Consider the following 18725-nt stretch of genomic DNA (forward strand, 5'->3'; position numbering starts at 1 on the left):
AAAGAAAGGCGGCGTTGGTGGTGGATTCCTGGTCAATAATTCGCCGCTATTGCACGCATTATAAGCGATTTCGCCAATTTTCCCGACCTAAGAAAAAAATGATGAAAAAAGCGCAACGCAGCCGTTGACACAGGGGGGGCAGATCTCTATAGTTCGCGTCCTCAACGGAGCACACGTTGATTTGCCCAGGTGGCGGAATTGGTAGACGCGCTAGCTTCAGGTGCTAGTGACCTAACGGTCGTGGAGGTTCAAGTCCTCTCCTGGGCACCAATTCCAAAAAGGCTGACTCGAAAGAGTCGGCCTTTTTTCGTTTGGGCGATTTAATTTTCCAACCTTCGCTTTTAACTCCTCCCTTCTAAAACTCAGCCAGAAAAATTTCAGACATAAAAAAAGCCGGCCACTAAAGACCGGCTTTTTTGCAGAGGGGTGTTTACTTTAGTGCCCTGCACTACCTCCATTAAACTCCCCAAAATCTACAGTAATGTCGCTGGGCGCGTCGCTGGTGCCCAGTTCGAGTTCAGCGTCAAACTTAGGTGCAGTTTCGACCTCCTCAGCAGCAGAAGCTACAGCCGGACTCAATTCCCCGGACCTGAGACGCATCTCAGGGGAGTTCACCGCATCGACACCACTACTGTAGGGCTTCACAGCGCTAAAGATCGCAGGGTCTACATGACTGAAGTCTTCTACTGCATTTTGAACTGCTGACTTGAGGCCCTGGGATGCCTGGGCACCGGCAACTGACTGCAGCTCGTCACCAGTGCTGGTAACCGTCGGGATCTGGCCAATAAAGTCAGGCTCATAGTAACTGACGGAATAGATATCCACTGTATTGGTGACATCCATGCGGAGAGGGTTAGTCGCCTCACCAATGATGGTCCACAACTCAGTTTCCGTTCCCAAGGTCACAGCGGATGCTGTGATATGGGTATCTCCATAAGTTTCAGCAGTCAGGGTGCCAAAGCTGGAGCTGGCCAGGGAAACTGTGCCCCGCCCTGCATCGATCTCATCGATAACGAGATCCCCTGCAGCCTGCACACTGATATTGATATCCGCACCCGAGGTGGCAACAGCCAGGACACTCACATCTGTCTCAATATCTACATCGCCACCAACAACCAGTTCGGCACGATCAGCGGTCAGGCTGCCACCGATAGTATCTGTTGAGCTGCTGGTAACATAAATATCGCCCTCGCCATCGTAGCCCAGCCGCATATCGCTGAACTGGAGCCCGGCACCATTTTTATTGAAGCTTTCAGATCTACTTCCACCATCTTCAAAATCAAATGCCAGATCGGTCAGGACGGTAATACTGTCAGAGGTGTTGTCCAGGTATTCGAAACCAGCAAAACTGAAGTTACCTACCTGATTGCCACTGCTATAAAGCTCCCAGGTCGCACCGGACAAGTTGTATTGGAAATCATCAGATCCGCCACCACCAGCAAGCTCTACCTCCTGGCCAATATCAGTTTCTACCGTCAAGAAATCATTGCCAGCACCAAGGGAAATACTGTCAATCACAGTGCCGGAGAAGGTGACGGTATCGCTGCCAGCTCCAGTATCAATCCCTGCGAGCTCACCACCATTTAAATTAAACTCGTCAGCACCTGAACCGGCAGTAATAGACTCGATACCAGTAATCGTGAGTGATGCTCCACCACTGGAAACAGTGTGTTCAGAGTCATTGATATCCCAGACAGCATCAATATCTGCACCATAAACGGTATCTGTGCCAGAACCCGCAGTAACACTATCCAGGTCGGCAAAGGTGACTCCGCCAATCGTCATGGTATCCAGAGCACTAAACTCATATTCACCATCGATATCCTGGCCAGTATAACTTCCCGCCCCCTCTACGAGTTCGAGGTTATCAAAGTAGACGGTCAGGCCATTAACTTCAGCCTCCACACTGCCTTCAACAAGGGAGTTACCGGAGCTGGTGGAGGTCCAGGTAGCTCCATCTGCACTAACCGTGTCGCTACCACCTGCGCCATCCACAGTTTCCAGCCCACTGAAGTCGATGCCTGCAACGCTGATATCGCCATCGGAGTTGAGGGTAAAGTTATCGTCACTGTCTGTAGCCACCAAGGTGTCATTACTGCCCGAAGTATTCACTTCTTCAAGGCCAGTAAAACTGATACCTGCCGTTGCTAATGCCTGGTCACCCTGCAATTCGAACTGAGCAGAATCATGGGTGTTTGTCAGGATAGAAGTGGCCGCACTGAAAATGCTATAGAAAGACAGTGAGCCGGCATCTACTTGATTATCAGCACCAGTTAAAGAAAGCCCATTGCTGTAGGCACTGGCATCCAAGCTGTCGTCACCGCCATTACCATCGACTGCAGACATGCCGGATACGGTCATGCCGTAAACTTCCACATCTGCATCAGACTGCAGCACAAATGCGTCATCGCCAGTTGTAGCAACCAAATCGGCATTTACGGCAGTAAGGTTCTCGATATTGCTAAAAGTGATACTGCTGTTAGCAGCTTCGTTGTCAGATCCCGTCAGGCTCCAATCAGCACCATCTGCACCGGTAGCAGTATCGTTACCATCTAGAGCATTAATAGTGCTCAATCCGGTAAAGGCGATATCGTAGCTGGTCGCTGCATTATCCCCGTCTATAGTAAAGCTATCCGCTCCACTAGTGCCTGTTAACGCCGAAGTTACAGCGCTGACGATGCCATCAAAAGTCAGGCTACCCGCCGTCACTTGATTGTCAGTGCCAGTGAGCGTCAGGCCATCACTATAAGCGCTGGCATCCAGGCTATCATTACCACCCTGGCCATAGACTGCCGACATACCTGAGACCGTCATACTGTAGACGTCAATATCTCCAGTCGATTGCAGAGCAAAGGCATCAGCACCGCTGCTTCCCAGCAGGTCGGCATTGGTAGCAATAAGTGTATCTACGCTGCTAAAAGTAATTCCACTATTCGTTGCCTCATAATCATTACCGGTCAGGGTCCAATCGGCACCATCAGCTCCTGTCACAGTATCTGTACCACCAGCTGCATCAATGCTGCTCACGCCAGTGAAGGCGATGTCATAGATGGTAGTGGCGTTATCGCTATCTACGGTGAAATTATCCGAGCCACTAGTCGCAGTTAAGGTTGAACTCACTGCACTGTAGATGCCGTTGAAGGTCAGGGCGCCAGATTCTGCGGTAACCTGGTTATCTGTTCCTGTCAGGGCTAAGCCATCACTGTAAGCACTGGCATCCAGGCTGTCATTACCGCCATTGCCCTCGACCGAAGACATGCCAGAAACTGTTATGCCATAAGCTTCAACATCGGCATCTGATTGCAGAACAAAGTCATCAGCACCTGTAGTGCCGATCAGATCTGCATTCACGGTGGTGAGGCTATCCACATTGCTAAAGGTGATACCGCTGCCAGTGGCCTGGTTATCCGAGCCCGTTAGAGTCCAATCTTCACCATCAACACCGGTAACACTGTCGGTACCAGTACCGGCATCAATGGTGCTTACTCCGGTAAAGGCAATGTCGTAACTGGTGACGGCATTGTCACCATCCACAGTAATACTATCTGCACCGCTCGTACCGGTCAGTATCGAAGTTACCGCGCTTACAATGCCATCAAAAGTCAGGGAGCCTGCCGCTACTTGATTAGAGGTACCAGTGAGTGTCAATCCATCACTGTAGGAGCTGGCGTCTAAACTATCCCCGCCGCCATTACCGTCAACTGCGGACATGCCAGAGAAAGTCATATCGTAAACTTCGATATCACCACCGGACTGCAACACGAAGGCATCTGCACTTGTCGTACCGACCAAGTCCGCATTCACAATAGTCAGACTTTCTACATTGCTAAAGGTGATTCCACTGCTCGAAGACTGATTGTCGGTGCCGCTCAAGGTCCAGTCGGCACCATCTGCGCCTGTCACACTGTCTGTGCCGCCATCTGCATCTAAGGTGCTTACACCGGTAAAGGCAATATCGTAGCTAGAGACAGCATTATCGCCATCCACCGTGAAGCTATCGGCACCACTGGTACCGGTTAGCGATGATGTTGCAGCACTCGCAAGACCGCTGAAGAGCAGAGAGCCGGCGGTTACCTGGCCGTCGCTGCCTGTCAGTGCCAGCCCGTCGCTATAGGCACTGGCATCCAAGCTGTCATCACCCCCGCTGCCATCCACGGCAGACATACCGGAGACGGTCATACCGTAAACTTCGATATCGCCAGCGGACTGCAACACAAAGGCATCAGCATTAGCCGTGCCCACGAGGTCGGCATTTACAGCAGTAATAGTTTCTACACTGCTGAAAGTAATACTGCTGTTAGTGGCCTCATAATCATTGCCAGTTAAAGTCCAATCAGCACCACTTGCACCAGTAACATTGTCTGCCCCCTCTCCCGCATCGATGGTGCTCAGGCCCGTAAAGGCGATGTCATAAACTGTGGCGGCATTAGCGCCATCTACCGTAAAGCTATCTGAGCCACTAGTGGCAGTAAGCGTTGCAGTAACGGCGCTGACAATACCGTCGAAGGTAAGAGCGCCAGACTCTGCGGTAACCTGTTTGCTGGTACCCGTTAGGGTTAATCCATCGCTATAAGCGCTGGCATCCAAACTGTCATCACCACCATTGCCTTCCACAGCAGACATGCCGGAAACCGTCATGCCATAAACTTCGACATCTGCATCAGACTGCAAAACAAAATCATCGTCACCGGTAGTACCCACCAGATTCGCACTTACGGTGACAAGAGTTTCTGCATCACTAAAGGTGATTCCGCTGCCAATTACTTCATTGTTATTACCGGTTAGAGTCCAGTCAGAACCGCTTGCACCGGTAATGTCATCTGTGCCATTAGCTGCATCGACAGTGCTAACCCCAGTGAAGGCAATGCTGTAGCTGGAGAGCGCATTGTCTCCATTCACTACAAAGCTATCAGCACTGCTGGTGCCTGTTAATGCTGAAGTAACAGCACTACTGATGCCATCAAAGGTCAGGGTGCCAGACTCTACAGAGACTTGATTATTTGCACCTGTTAGAGCCAAGCCATCGCTGTAGGCGCTGGCATCCAGGCTGTCAGTACCGCCATTGCCATCAACAGAAGACATGCCGGATATGGTCATACTGTAGATTTCAACATCGGCATCAGATTGCAGAATAAAGGCGTCGGCACCGCTCGTCCCGATCAAACCTGCATTGGTAGCAGTTAGAGCCTCCACACTACTGAATGTAATACCGCTGCCTGTCGCTTCATAATCCGCGCCAGTCAGAGTCCAGTCTTCTCCGTCAGCACCAATAACACTGTCTGTATCATCACCTGCATCGACCGTACTAACACCGGTGAAAGCAATCTCATAACTGGTAACTTCGTTATCACCATCAACGGTAAAGCTATCCGCACTGCTGGTACCGGTTAGAACGGAGGTTATGGCGCTGGTAATATCGTTGAAGGTCAGATTGCCGGATTCAGCGGTCACCTGATTATCGGTTCCCGTCAGGGCCAGGCCAGCACTGTAAGCACTGGCATCCAGGCTGTCAGTGCCGCCGTTGCCTTCAACAGCAGACATGCCAGAGATGGTCATGTTGTAGATAGCAACATCGGCGTCAGATTGCAGCACAAAGGCATCGTTACCGCTCGTGCCGACCAGGTCTGCATTGACCGCCGTTAGGATTTCTACACTGCTAAAAGTAATGCCGTTATTCGTGGCTTCGTAATCATTGCCGGTTAAGGTCCAGTCTTCACCATCGGCTCCAGTAACACTGTCATCACCACCTCGCCCATCCACACTGCTGATTCTGCTAAATTCAATTTCATTCGCAGTCAGCTCATTGGCACCGGTAACTTCAAACGAGTCATCACCGGCAGAAGCTCGAAGGCGACCTCCACTCGCGCTGTCGATATTGCTGAACAGAATTGAGCTGGTTGAGGCTTGGTTATCTATGCCGGTGAGGGTAACAACATCAATAGCCGTTACGCTGTCAGTGCCATTACCCGCATCGACCGTACTAACGCCGGTGAAGGCAATGTCATAACTGGTAACTTCGTTATCACCATCGACGGTAAAGCTGTCCGCACCGCTAGTACCAGTTAAAGTGGAGGTTATTGCGCTGGCAATATCATTAAATGTCAGACTGCCGGATTCGGCCGTTACCTGGTTATCTGTCCCCGTTAGGGCCAGGCCATCGCTGTAAGCGCTGGCGTCCAGGCTGTCAGTACCGCCATTGCCGTCTACCGACGACATACCGGAAATTGTCATGCTATAGACTTCAATATCGGCATCAGACTGCAATACAAATTCATCTGCACCGGTGCTACCTAAAAGGTCTGCATTGGTAGCAACAATGACATCCACGTTATTGAAAGTAATACTGCTATTAGTTGCCTCATTATCTGTACCGGTCAGGGTCCAGCTAGCACCATCTGCGCCAGTTACGCTATCAGTGCTATTTCCAGCATCAACTGTGCTAACACCGGTGAAGGCAATGTCATAACTGGTAACTGCGTTATCACCATTCACCGTGAAGCTATCCGCACTGCTGGTACCGGTAAGAACGGAGGTGATGGCGCTGGTAATATCGTTGAAGGTCAGGCTTCCAGATTCTGCTGTCACCTGATTGTCGGTTCCCGTTAGGGCCAAGCCATCGCTGTAAGCGCTGGCATCCAGGCTGTCAGTGCCGCCATTACCTTCAACAGCTGACATGCCGGAAATGGTCATGTTGTAGATGGCAACATCGGCATCAGATTGCAGTACAAAGGCATCATTACCTGTTGTGCCGATCAAGTCGGCGTTGGTGGCAGTCAGAGCCTCAACACGGTTAAAGGTCATACCGCTAGCGGTGGCTTGGTAATCCGTGCCGGTCAGGGTCCAGTCTTCGCCATTGGCACCGGTGACACTGTCACTATCGCCGTCACCGTCGATAGTACTCACACTGGTAAAGGCGATGTCATAGCTGGTTACGGCGTTGTCACCATTCACAACAAAGCTATCCGCACCGCTACTACCGGTCAGCGTGGAGGTTACCGCGCTCACAATACCGTCAAACGTCAAAGTACCGGATTCAGCCGTCACTTGGTTGTCAGTACCTGTCAGGGCCAGGCCATCGCCGTAGGCGCTGGCATCCAAGCTGTCATCTCCGCCATTGCCATCGACTGCAGACATTCCGGAAATGGTCATGTCATAGACTTCAACATCTGCATCGGCTTGCAGTACGAAGTCATCGTCACCGGTTGTACCGACCAAGTCGCCATTCACTACGGTGATCGTCTCGATCTCACTAAACGTAATACTGCTGCTGGTCGCTTCTTCGCTAGTTCCAGTCAGGGTCCAATCTGCGCCGCTGGCACCGGTAACGCTATCTGCACCGTTACCTGCATCGACCGTACTAACACCGGTGAAAGCAATCTCATAACTGGTAACTTCGTTATCACCATTTACCGTGAAGCTATCCGCACTGCTGGTACCGGTTAGAACGGAGGTTATGGCGCTGGCAATATCGTTGAAGGTCAGGCTGCCAGATTCAGCGGTCACCTGATTATCGGTTCCTGTCAGGGCCAAACCAGCACTGTAAGCACTGGCATCCAAGCTGTCAGTACCACCGTTGCCTTCGACCGCTGACATGCCGGAGATGGTCATGTTGTAGATGGCAACATCAGCATCAGACTCCAGTACAAAGGCGTCTGCACCGGTCGTGCCGATCAAATCTGCATTAACTGCGGTTAGGAATTCTACATTGCTAAAAGTGATGCCATTGTTCGTGGCTTCGTAATTAGTGCCGGTTAAGGTCCAGTCTTCTCCATCGGCACCGGTAACGCTGTCGTCACCGCCCCGCGCATCCACGCTGCTGATACTGCTAAATGCGATTTCATTCGCTGTCAGTGCATTGGCACCGGTAACTTCAAACGAGTCATTGCCGGAGGAAGCTTGCAGGCTGCCCCCACTGACGTTATCGATATTGCTAAACAGAATTGAGTTCGTTGAGGCTTGGTTATCTACGCCGGTGAGCGTGACAACACTAAGGGCCGTTACGCTGTCGGTGCCGTTACCGCCATCGACCGTACTAACACCGGTGAAGGCAATGTCATAACTGGTAACTGCGTTATCACCATTCACCGTGAAGCTATCCGCGCCAGTGGTACCAGTTAAAGTGGAGGCTACTGCGCTGGCAATATCATTGAAGGTCAGGTTGCCGGTTTCAGCGGCCACCTGATTGTCGGTTCCCGTTAGGGCCAAACCATCGCTGTAAGCGCTGGCATCCAGGCTGTCAGTACCGCCATTACCTTCGACCGCTGACATGCCGGAGACGGTCATGTTGTAGATGGCAACGTCTGCGTCAGATTGCAGTACAAAGGCATCGTTACCCGTTGTGCCAATCAAGTCGGCGTTGGTGGCAGTCAGAGCCTCAACACGGTTAAAGGTCATACCGCTGGCGGTGGCTTGGTAATCCGTGCCGGTCAGGGTCCAGTCTTCGCCATTGGCACCGGTAACACTGTCACTATCCCCGTCACCGTCGACAGTACTCACACTGGTAAAGGCGATATCATAGCTGGTTACGGCGTTGTCGCCATTCACAACAAAGCTATCCGCACCGCTACTACCGGTCAGCGTGGAGGTTACCGCGCTCACAATACCGTCAAACGTCAAAGTACCGGATTCAGCCGTCACTTGGTTGTCAGTACCTGTCAGGGCCAGGCCATCGCCGTAGGCGCTGGCATCCAAGCTGTCATCTCCGCCATTGCCATCGACTGCAGACATTCCGGAAATGGTCATGTCATAGACTTCAACACCTGCATCGGCTTGCAATACGAAGTCATCGTCACCGGTTGTACCGACCAAGTCGCCACTCACTACGGTGATCGCCTCGATCTCACTAAACGTAATACTGCTGCTGGTCGCTTCTTCGCTAGTTCCAGTCAGGGTCCAATCTGCGCCGCTGGCACCGGTAACACTATCTGCACCGCTACCTGCATCGACCGTACTAACACCGGTGAAAGCAATTTCATAACTGGTAACTTCGTTATCACCATTTACCGTGAAGCTATCCGCACTGCTGGTACCGGTTAGAACGGAGGTTATGGCGCTGGTAATATCGTTGAAGGTCAGGCTGCCAGATTCTGCTGTCACCTGATTATCGGTTCCTGTCAGGGACAGGCCAGCACTGTAAGCACTGGCATCCAGGCTGTCAGTACCACCGTTGCCTTCAACAGCAGACATGCCGGAGATGGTCATGTTATAGATGGCAACATCGGCGTCAGACTCCAGTACAAAGGCGTCTGCACCGGTCGTGCCGATCAAATCTGCATTAACTGCGGTTAGGAATTCTACATTGCTAAAAGTGATGCCATTGTTTGTGGCTTCGTAATTAGTGCCGGTTAAGGTCCAGTCTTCTCCATCGGCACCGGTAACGCTGTCGTCACCGCCCCGCGCATCCACGCTGCTGATACTGCTAAATGCGATTTCATTCGCTGTCAGTGCATTGGCACCGGTAACTTCAAACGAGTCATTACCGGAGGAAGCTTGCAGGCTGCCCCCACTGACGTTATCGATATTGCTAAATAGAATCGAGTTCGTTGAGGCTTGGTTATCTACGCCGGTGAGCGTGACAACACTAAGGGCCGTTACGCTGTCGGTGCCGTTGCCGCCATCGACCGTACTAACACCGGTGAAAGCAATCTCATAACTGGTAACTTCGTTATCACCATTTACCGTGAAGCTATCCGCACTGCTGGTACCAGTAAGAACGGAGGTTATGGCGCTGGTAATATCGTTGAAGGTCAGGCTGCCAGATTCAGCGGTCACCTGATTATCGGTTCCCGTCAGGGCCAGGCCAGCACTGTAAGCACTGGCATCCAGGCTGTCAGTACCACCGTTGCCTTCGACCGCCGACATGCCGGAGATGGTCATGTTGTAGATGGCAACATCGGCATCAGACTCCAGTACAAAGGTATCGTTACCACTGGTGCCGATCAGATCTGCATTGACCGCCGCTAGGGTTTCTACATTACTAAAAGTGATGCCATTATTCGTGGCTTCGTAATTAGTGCCGGTTAAAGCCCAATCTTCACCATCGGCACCAGTGACGCTATCCGTACCACCTTTAGCATCGATATCGCCGGAAAAGCCGCTGAAGCTGATGCTGTTGGCAATCACACTGGTGCTGCTGGTTACCACAAAGGTGTCTGTATTATCAGAGCCTTCCAGACTGCCGCCGGTCACGCTATCGATATTACTGAAGGCAATTGAGTTGGTTGTGGCTTCGTTATCCGTACCGGTCAAGGTCACAACACTCTGTGCAGCAACACTGCCACCGCCAGAACCTGCATCCACTGTATTCACACCGGTGAAGGCAATCTCATAACTGGTAACTTCGTTATCACCATTAACGGTAAAGCTATCCGCACTGCTGGTACCAGTTAGAACGGAGGTTATGGCGCTGGCAATATCGTTGAAGGTCAGGCTGCCAGATTCAGCGGTCACCTGATTATCGGTTCCCGTTAGGGCCAGGCCAGCACTGTAAGCACTGGCATCCAGGCTGTCAGTACCGCCATTACCTTCTACCGCTGACATGCCGGAGATGGTCATGTTGTAGATGGCAACGTCGGCATCAGACTCCAGTACAAAGGCGTCTGCACCGGTCGTGCCGATCAAATCTGCATTAACTGCGGTTAGGAATTCTACATTGCTAAAAGTGATGCCATTGTTCGTGGCTTCGTAATTAGTGCCGGTTAAGGTCCAGTCTTCTCCATCGGCACCGGTAACGCTGTCGTCACCGCCCCGCGCATCCACGCTGCTGATGCTGCTAAATGCGATTTCATTCGCTGTCAGTGCATTGGCACCGGTAACTTCAAACGAATCATTACCGGAGGAAGCTTGCAGGCTGCCCCCACTGACACTATCGATATTGCTAAACAGAATTGAGTTCGTTGAGGCTTGGTTATCTACGCCGGTGAGGGTGACAACACTAAGGGCCGTTACGCTGTCGGTGCCGTTACCGCCATCGACCGTACTAACACCGGTGAAGGCAATGTCATAACTGGTAACTTCATTATCACCATTAACCGTGAAGCTATCCGCACTGCTGGTACCGGTAAGAACGGAGGTTATGGCGCTGGTAATGTCGTTGAAGGTCAGGCTGCCGGTTTCAGCGGTCACCTGATTATCGGTTCCCGTTAGGGCCAGGCCATCGCTGTAAGCGCTGGCATCCAGGCTGTCAGTGCCGCCGTTGCCTTCAACAGCAGACATGCCGGAGACGGTCATGTTGTAGATGGCAACGTCTGCGTCAGATTGCAGTACAAAGGCATCGTTACCCGTTGTGCCAATCAAGTCGGCGTTGGTGGCAGTCAGAGCCTCAACGCTGCTAAAGGTCATACCGCTGGCGGTGGCTTGGTAATCTGTGCCGGTCAGGGTCCAGTCTTCGCCATTAGCACCGGTAACACTGTCACTATCGCCGTCACCGTCGACAGTGTTCACATTGGTAAAGGCGATGTCATAGCTGGTTACAGCATTGTCACCATTCACAACAAAGCTATCCGCACCGCTACTACCGGTCAGCGCCGAGGTTACCGCGCTCACAATACCGTCAAACGTCAAAGTACTGGATTCAGCCGTCACTTGGTTGTCAGTACCTGTCAGGGCCAGGCCATCGCCGTAGGCGCTGGCATCCAAGCTGTCATCTCCGCCATTGCCATCGACTGCAGACATTCCGGAAATGGTCATGTCATAGACTTCAACATCTGCATCGGCTTGCAGTACGAAGTCATCGTCACCGGTTGTACCGACCAAGTCGCCACTCACTACGGTGATCGCCTCGATCTCACTAAACGTAATACTGCTGCTGGTCGCTTCTTCGCTAGTTCCAGTCAGGGTCCAATCTGCGCCGGTGGCACCGGTAACGCTATCTGCACCGTTACCGCCATCGACCGTACTAATACCGGTGAAAGCAATTTCATAACTGGTAACTTCGTTATCACCATCAACCGTAAAGCTATCCGCACTGCTGGTACCAGTAAGAACGGAGGTTATGGCGCTGGTAATATCGTTAAAGGTCAAATCGCCGGATTCAGCCGTTACCTGGTTGTCAGTTCCTGTCAGGGCCAGGCCATCGCCGTAAGCGCTGGCATCCAGGCTGTCAGTACCGCCGTTGCCTTCTACCGCCGACATGCCGGAGATGGTCATGTTGTAGATGGCAACATCGGCGTCAGACTCCAGTACAAAGGCGTCCGCACCAGTCGTGCCGATCAAATCTGCATTGACCGCCGCTAGGGTTTCTACATTGCTAAAAGTGATGCCATTGTTCGTAGCTTCGTAATTAGTGCCGGTTAAAGCCCAATCTTCACCATCGGCACCAGTGACGCTATCCGTACCACCTTTAGCATCGATATCACCGGAAAAACCGCTGAAGCCGATGCTGTTGGCAGTCACACTGGTGCTGCTGGTTACCAAAAAGGTGTCTGTATTATCAGAGCCTTCCAGACTGCCGCCGGTCACGCTATCGATATTACTGAAGGCAATTGAGTTGGTTGTGGCTTCGTTATCCGTACCGGTCAAGGTCACAACACTCTGTGCAGCAACACTGCCACCGCCAGAACCTGCATCCACTGTATTCACACCGGTGAAAGCAATCTCATAACTGGTAACTTCGTTATCACCATTAACGGTAAAGCTATCCGCACTACTGGTACCAGTTAGAACGGAGGTTATGGCACTGGTAATATCGTTGAAGGTCAGATTGCCAGATTCAGCGGTCACCTGATTATCGGTTCCCGTTAGGGCCAGGCCAGCACTGTAAGCACTGGCATCCAGGCTGTCAGTACCGCCATTACCTTCTACCGCTGACATGCCGGAGATGGTCATGTTGTAGATGGCAACGTCGGCATCAGACTCCAGTACAAAGGCGTCTGCACCGGTCGTGCCGATCAAATCTGCATTAACTGCGGTTAGGAATTCTACATTGTTAAAGGTAATGCCATTGTTCGTGGCTTCGTAATTGTTGCCGGTTAAGGTCCAGTCTTCCCCATCGGCACCGGTAACACTGTCGTCACCACCCAACGCATCCACACTGCTGATGCTGTTAAATGCGATTTCATTCGCTGTCAGTGCATTGGCACCGGTAACTTCAAACGAATCATTACCGGAGGAAGCTTGCAGGCTGCCCCCACTGACACTATCGATATTGCTAAACAGAATTGAGTTCGTTGAGGCTTGGTTATCTACGCCGGTGAGGGTGACAACACTAAGGGCCGTTACGCTGTCGGTGCCGTTACCGCCATCGACCGTACTAACACCGGTGAAGGCAATGTCATAACTGGTAACTTCGTTATCACCATTCACCGTGAAGCTATCCGCGCCGCTGGTACCGGTAAGAACGGAGGTTATGGCGCTGGCAATATCGTTAAAGGTCAAATCGCCGGATTCAGCCGTTACCTGGTTGTCGGTTCCTGTCAAAGCCAGGCCATCGCCGTAAGCCCTGGCATCCAGGCTGTCAGTACCACCGTTGCCTTCAACAGCAGACATGCCAGCGATGGTCATGTTGTAGATGGCAATGTCTGCGTCAGATTGCAGTACAAAGGCGTCCGCACCGGTCGTGCCGATCAAATCTGCATTAACTGCGGTTAGGAATTCTACATTGCTAAAAGTGATGCCATTGTTCGTGGCTTCGTAATTAGTGCCGGTTAAAGCCCAATCTTCACCATCGGCACCAGTGACGCTATCCGTACCACCTTTAGCGTCGATATCACCGGAAAAACCGCTGAAGTTGATGCTGTTGGCAGTCACACTGGTACTGCTGGTTACCACAAAGGTGTCTGTATTATCAGAGCCTTCCAGACTGCCGCCGGTCACGCTATCGATATTACTGAAGGCGATTGAGTTGGTTGTGGCTTCGTTATCCGTACCGGTCAAGGTCACAACACTCTGTGCAGCAACACTGCCACCGCCAGAACCTGCATCCACTGTATTCACACCGGTGAAGGCAATCTCATAACTGGTAACTTCATTATCACCATTAACCGTGAAGCTATCCGCACTGCTGGTACCGGTAAGAACGGAGGTTATGGCGCTGGTAATATCGTTGAAGGTCAGGTTGCCAGATTCAGCGGTCACCTGATTATCGGTTCCTGTCAGGGCCAGGCCATCGCTGTAAGCGCTGGCATCCAGGCTGTCAGTGCCGCCGTTGCCTTCAACAGCAGACATGCCGGAGATGGTCATGTTGTAGATGGCAACGTCTGCGTCAGATTGCAGTACAAAGGCATCATTACCTGTTGTGCCGATCAAGTCGGCGTTGGTGGCAGTCAGAGCCTCAACACGGTTAAAGGTCATACCGCTGGCGGTGGCTTGGTAATCCGTGCCGGTCAGGGTCCAGTCTTCGCCATTAGCACCGGTAACACTGTCACTATCGCCGTCACCGTCGACAGTACTCACACTGGTAAAGGCAATGTCATAGCTGGTTACGGCGTTGTCACCATTCACAACAAAGCTATCCGCACCGCTACTACCGGTCAGCGCGGAGGTTACCGCGCTCACAATACCGTCAAACGTCAAAGTACCGGATTCAGCCGTCACTTGGTTGTTAGTACCTGTCAGGGCCAGGCCATCGCCGTAGGCGCTGGCATCCAAGCTGTCAACTCCGCCATTGCCATCGACTGCAGACATCCCGGAAATGATCATGTCATAGACTTCAACATCTGCATCGGCGTGCAGTACGAAGTCATCGTCACCGGTTGTACCAACCAAGTCGCCACTCACTACAGTGATCTCTTCGACCGCACTAAAAGTAATACCGCTACTGGTCGCTTCTTCGTTAGTTCCGGTCAGGGTCCAATCTGCGCCGCTAGCACCGGTAACGCTATCTTCACCGTTACCTGCATCGACCGTACTAACACCGGTGAAAGCAATCTCATAACTGGTAACTTCGTTATCACCATTAACGGTAAAGCTATCCGCACTGCTGGTACCAGCTAAAGTGGAGGTTACTGCGCTGGCAATATCATCGAAGGTCAGGTTGCCAGATTCAGCGGTCACCTGATTATCGATTCCTGTCAGGGCCAGGCCATCGCCGTAAGCGCTGGCATCCAGGCTGTCAGTGCCGCCACTGCCTTTAACAGCGGACATGCCGGAGAAAGTCATCTCATAGACTTTGACATCCGCATCGGACAACAACTCAAAAGAATCATCACTGGACGTACCAACCAGGTTCGCATTAACGGCTGTAAGCTCTTCTACATTGCTAAAAGTAATACCGTAATTTTCAGCTTCGTTGTTGTTGCCGGTTAAGGTCCAATCTTCATCATCGGCACCAGTAACGCTATCCGTATCGTCGCTACCTCCGGCATCAATATTGCTGCTAAACCCTGTAACACTGATGCCATTGGCGGTAAGTTCGGTACCCGAAACTACCGTAAAATTATCATCAACCGCAGAACCTACAAGGCTAAATTTGCCGCCGCCACTGCCGGCATAATTGATAATTTCAATTTCACTGAAATTAATATCAGAAGAAGTTGCTTCGTAATCAGTACCGGTTAGAGTCACACTATCAATAACGGATACAGTATCATCACCAGAGTCTGCGATTACTGTGTCCACCTCACTAAAACTGATACCCGACTCAGCGTGATCTAGAGCTTTCGTGCCGGTAATTGTGAAGGTATCTGTGTTACTGCGCCCGGTTAATTTAGCGGCTTTCGCAGTAGCGATATTTCTGAAAACCAGCGAATCGGTTTCAACTTTTCCCGTCGTATTAGTAAGTGTCAAACCATCCGTATATTCACTGGCGTCCAGGCTATCGCCCCCAGTCATAGTGCTGCCCCCACCATCACCAAGGACCCGGTTCATGCCAGAAAAGATCATGCCATTAACGTCGACATCACCACTAGAAAGTAATTTGAAACTCTCTGTACTAGTGGTACCTAAAAGATCGGCACTACTTATATTAATATTCTCTATATCGGTAAACGTAATGCCGCTGCTTTCAACTTCATTACTATTGGTAGTTAATTCCCAGTCTTCACCGCTCTCGCCATTGACAGTATCACTTCCACCAGCATCACTAATTGTGGTTACACTTGTAAAATCGATATCGTAACTAGTGACATCCCCGGTATCAGTTACGGTAAAGGTATCGTCACCGGTACTACCAGTTACCTCAGTACTTTCTGCAGTATCAATATTATTAAAAGTCAGGGCGCCAGATTCTGCGGTAACTTGATTATCTGTTCCAGTAAGGGCCAAACCATCGCTATAGGCACTGGCATTTAGATGGTCGCCTGTACCCCCACTGCCAATATCACTGCCATTGCCATCCACCGCTGACAAACCGGAGAAGGTTATTTCGTTAACTTTGACATCTGCATCGGACAACAACTCGAAAGAATCATCACCGGTCGTACCAACCAGATTCGCATTAACCGCTGTGAGTACATCTACATTACTAAAAGTAATGCCACTATTTTCAGCTTCGTAATCATTTCCGGTAAGTGTCCAATCCTGACCATCAGCCCCGGTGACAGTATCTGTACCACCTTTCGCATCAATATCACCGGTGAGGCTGCTAAAGTTAATGCCGTTGGCCGTTACACTGGTACCACTAATCACCTCAAACGTATCTGCATTATCGGAACCTTCCAGACTACCGCCTGCAACGCTAGTGATATTACTAAATTCAATTGAACTGGTTTCAGCTTCGTTATCGATTCCGTTTAAGATCGTTGTGCCAAGAGCCAGAGCTGCAATGCTATTATCCCCACCTCCAAGATCGACCTCTTCTATACCCGTGAAGGAAATGGTGGCACTAGAATCGGTAGCACCAGAAGGAGTGGTGACCAGTGTAAAATCATTATCGTCATCGATAGTGATTGCATCATCATTATCTGACAAGATGAAAATATCAGTGCCGCTTCCACCGGTGACAGTAGCTGTGTTAGCCGTAATATCACCCAATGTATTAGTGGTATCAGATGCTGTGCCGAAACCAACAGCGAGGTTAAAATTATTAACGTTGATACTTCCAGCGTTGGCAAACGATCCACCGGCTTCAATATTAAAATTTCCACCTGTGGCTGTAATACTGACACCATCAGCGATAGAAACATCGGCAAATGACTGTAATAAAAGAGTGTGACCAGTATTCCAATCAAGGTTACTAGCAACTCTAATCCCATAGGAAAAAGCATCCGAATCGTCACCGGAGCCTGGTTCTAGAGCTCTATCATCAGTTAGAGGATCACCATCATCGAATAACCCATTACCAGCATCCGTTACTTGGATAGTTACGGAGTTAAAACCAAGAGCAGCTTCAATAGATCCTGTTGAAACACAATTACCAGCACTATCATCACAGCTATCGAAAATCTCCATCCAACCCGGGTCCAACAGCCAAAGGCCCGTCTCCCCATCCCCATGGCTCAGGGTAGAGACAAACATATTGTCTTCATCCAGATTCAGGTAAATCTTGCCGGAGGTTTCTACCAGGCCGCCATCACCGCCGTCTTCCCCTGACTCGGCGAAAATCGTACCGCCAAAATTGGTGGTGTCATCGGCCCAAACAATAACAGTACCGCCATCAGAATCGCCGACACCACTGGCATCGATTGTAGATTCCGCCGTAACCGTGGTGGTTTCGGCATTGCGAACATCTTCGTTATTCCCCTGGTAGTCGCCGCCAATAAGGACTTCACCACCGGAGGAAGTGCCACGGGCATCAATATTCCCGCTGACAACAACTTCATCACCCAAAACAGCAACGTAACCGCCACTGCCAGAGTCAGCTGCTACTGAAATATCTCCGCTGTGCTTGGCAAAATCGCCCTCCAGGACAACCTCACCACCGGCACTGCCGGATGCATCCAGAGTTCCGCTATTCACAACTCCGGAGCCCGAGCCAAACAGGCGGATTTTGCCCCCGCTGGTATCAATACCACGTGCGGTTACTGTGCCTTCATTATTTACTGCGGCAGTAAACAAGTCACCGGAAACGCTGGCTTCCATTAAAACCTGAGCGCCTTCGATGGCCCCTTCATTTAGCACAGCACTATCTAGGCCGAGGTCATTTTCCATAACCTCTTTAGTGACCTTGACACCAATCATTCCATCGGCATCAAAAGTTAATAAGGCTTCATCGGCTGCTGCCAGGCTGACGAGTTCAGCACTGATTAAACCGGTAGAAGCATTTGTAACCTGCTTACCTACCAGAACCGCGCTGGATGCATTAATCACACCTCGGTTAACAACAACACCAGAAGAACCCGACTCACCCTTAAAGGCAAAATCACCATTCATAAAGTCTTCTGGACTCATATCGAGCCCGGACGCTGTTATGGCGCCGACATTAACCGTGGCTGTCTCAGTAAAAAGAACTCCTCGCGGGTTCACCAGGATAACGTGGCCATTGGCCTCTATCGCACCTTGGATGGTGGTGACATCCTGGTCCAGGATTCGGTTAAGCACGATAGAAGACGAGTCTGGCTGCAGGAATTGGACCAGCTCTTCTTCACTTAAATTAAAAGAATCCCAGTCGATTGATAACAGGTCTGTTACCTGGTCGACTGTGGTTGTAGCCCCGTCAACATCAATAGTGCCGCTACCGCCGGTTACCACTCCGCCTTCAGGTCCAGCATGAACCATGGGACTAATCAGCCCTGCAAACAGGCCGGCATAGGCAAAACTTGACACTTTAATGGCACTTGCTAATTTTCTTAACTCAAGCTTTTTATTTTTGGCTTTCATACCAGCACCTTGCGAAGAGGAACCTTGCTACT

General features: G+C 51.0%; 1 protein-coding gene and 1 tRNA gene. One reads left to right on the top strand and one right to left on the bottom strand.

Translation table 11 applies throughout. The features are described 5' to 3' along the window. Positions 1–183: 183 nt before the first annotated feature. Positions 184–270 (top strand) — tRNA-Leu (locus tag ACYX4J_RS20035). A 165-nt stretch (positions 271–435) separates the two neighbouring features. On the opposite strand, the gene ACYX4J_RS20040 is transcribed toward ACYX4J_RS20035, so the two are convergent. Next, the gene (locus tag ACYX4J_RS20040; RefSeq protein ID WP_476177404.1) at positions 436–18693 is read right to left on the bottom strand and encodes a filamentous hemagglutinin N-terminal domain-containing protein; all 18258 of its coding nucleotides are present in this window, start codon (positions 18691–18693) and stop codon (positions 436–438) included. Between the last annotated feature and the right edge of the window lie 32 nt (positions 18694–18725).

This window comes from Microbulbifer sp. ABM4_008 (assembly GCF_056311705.1).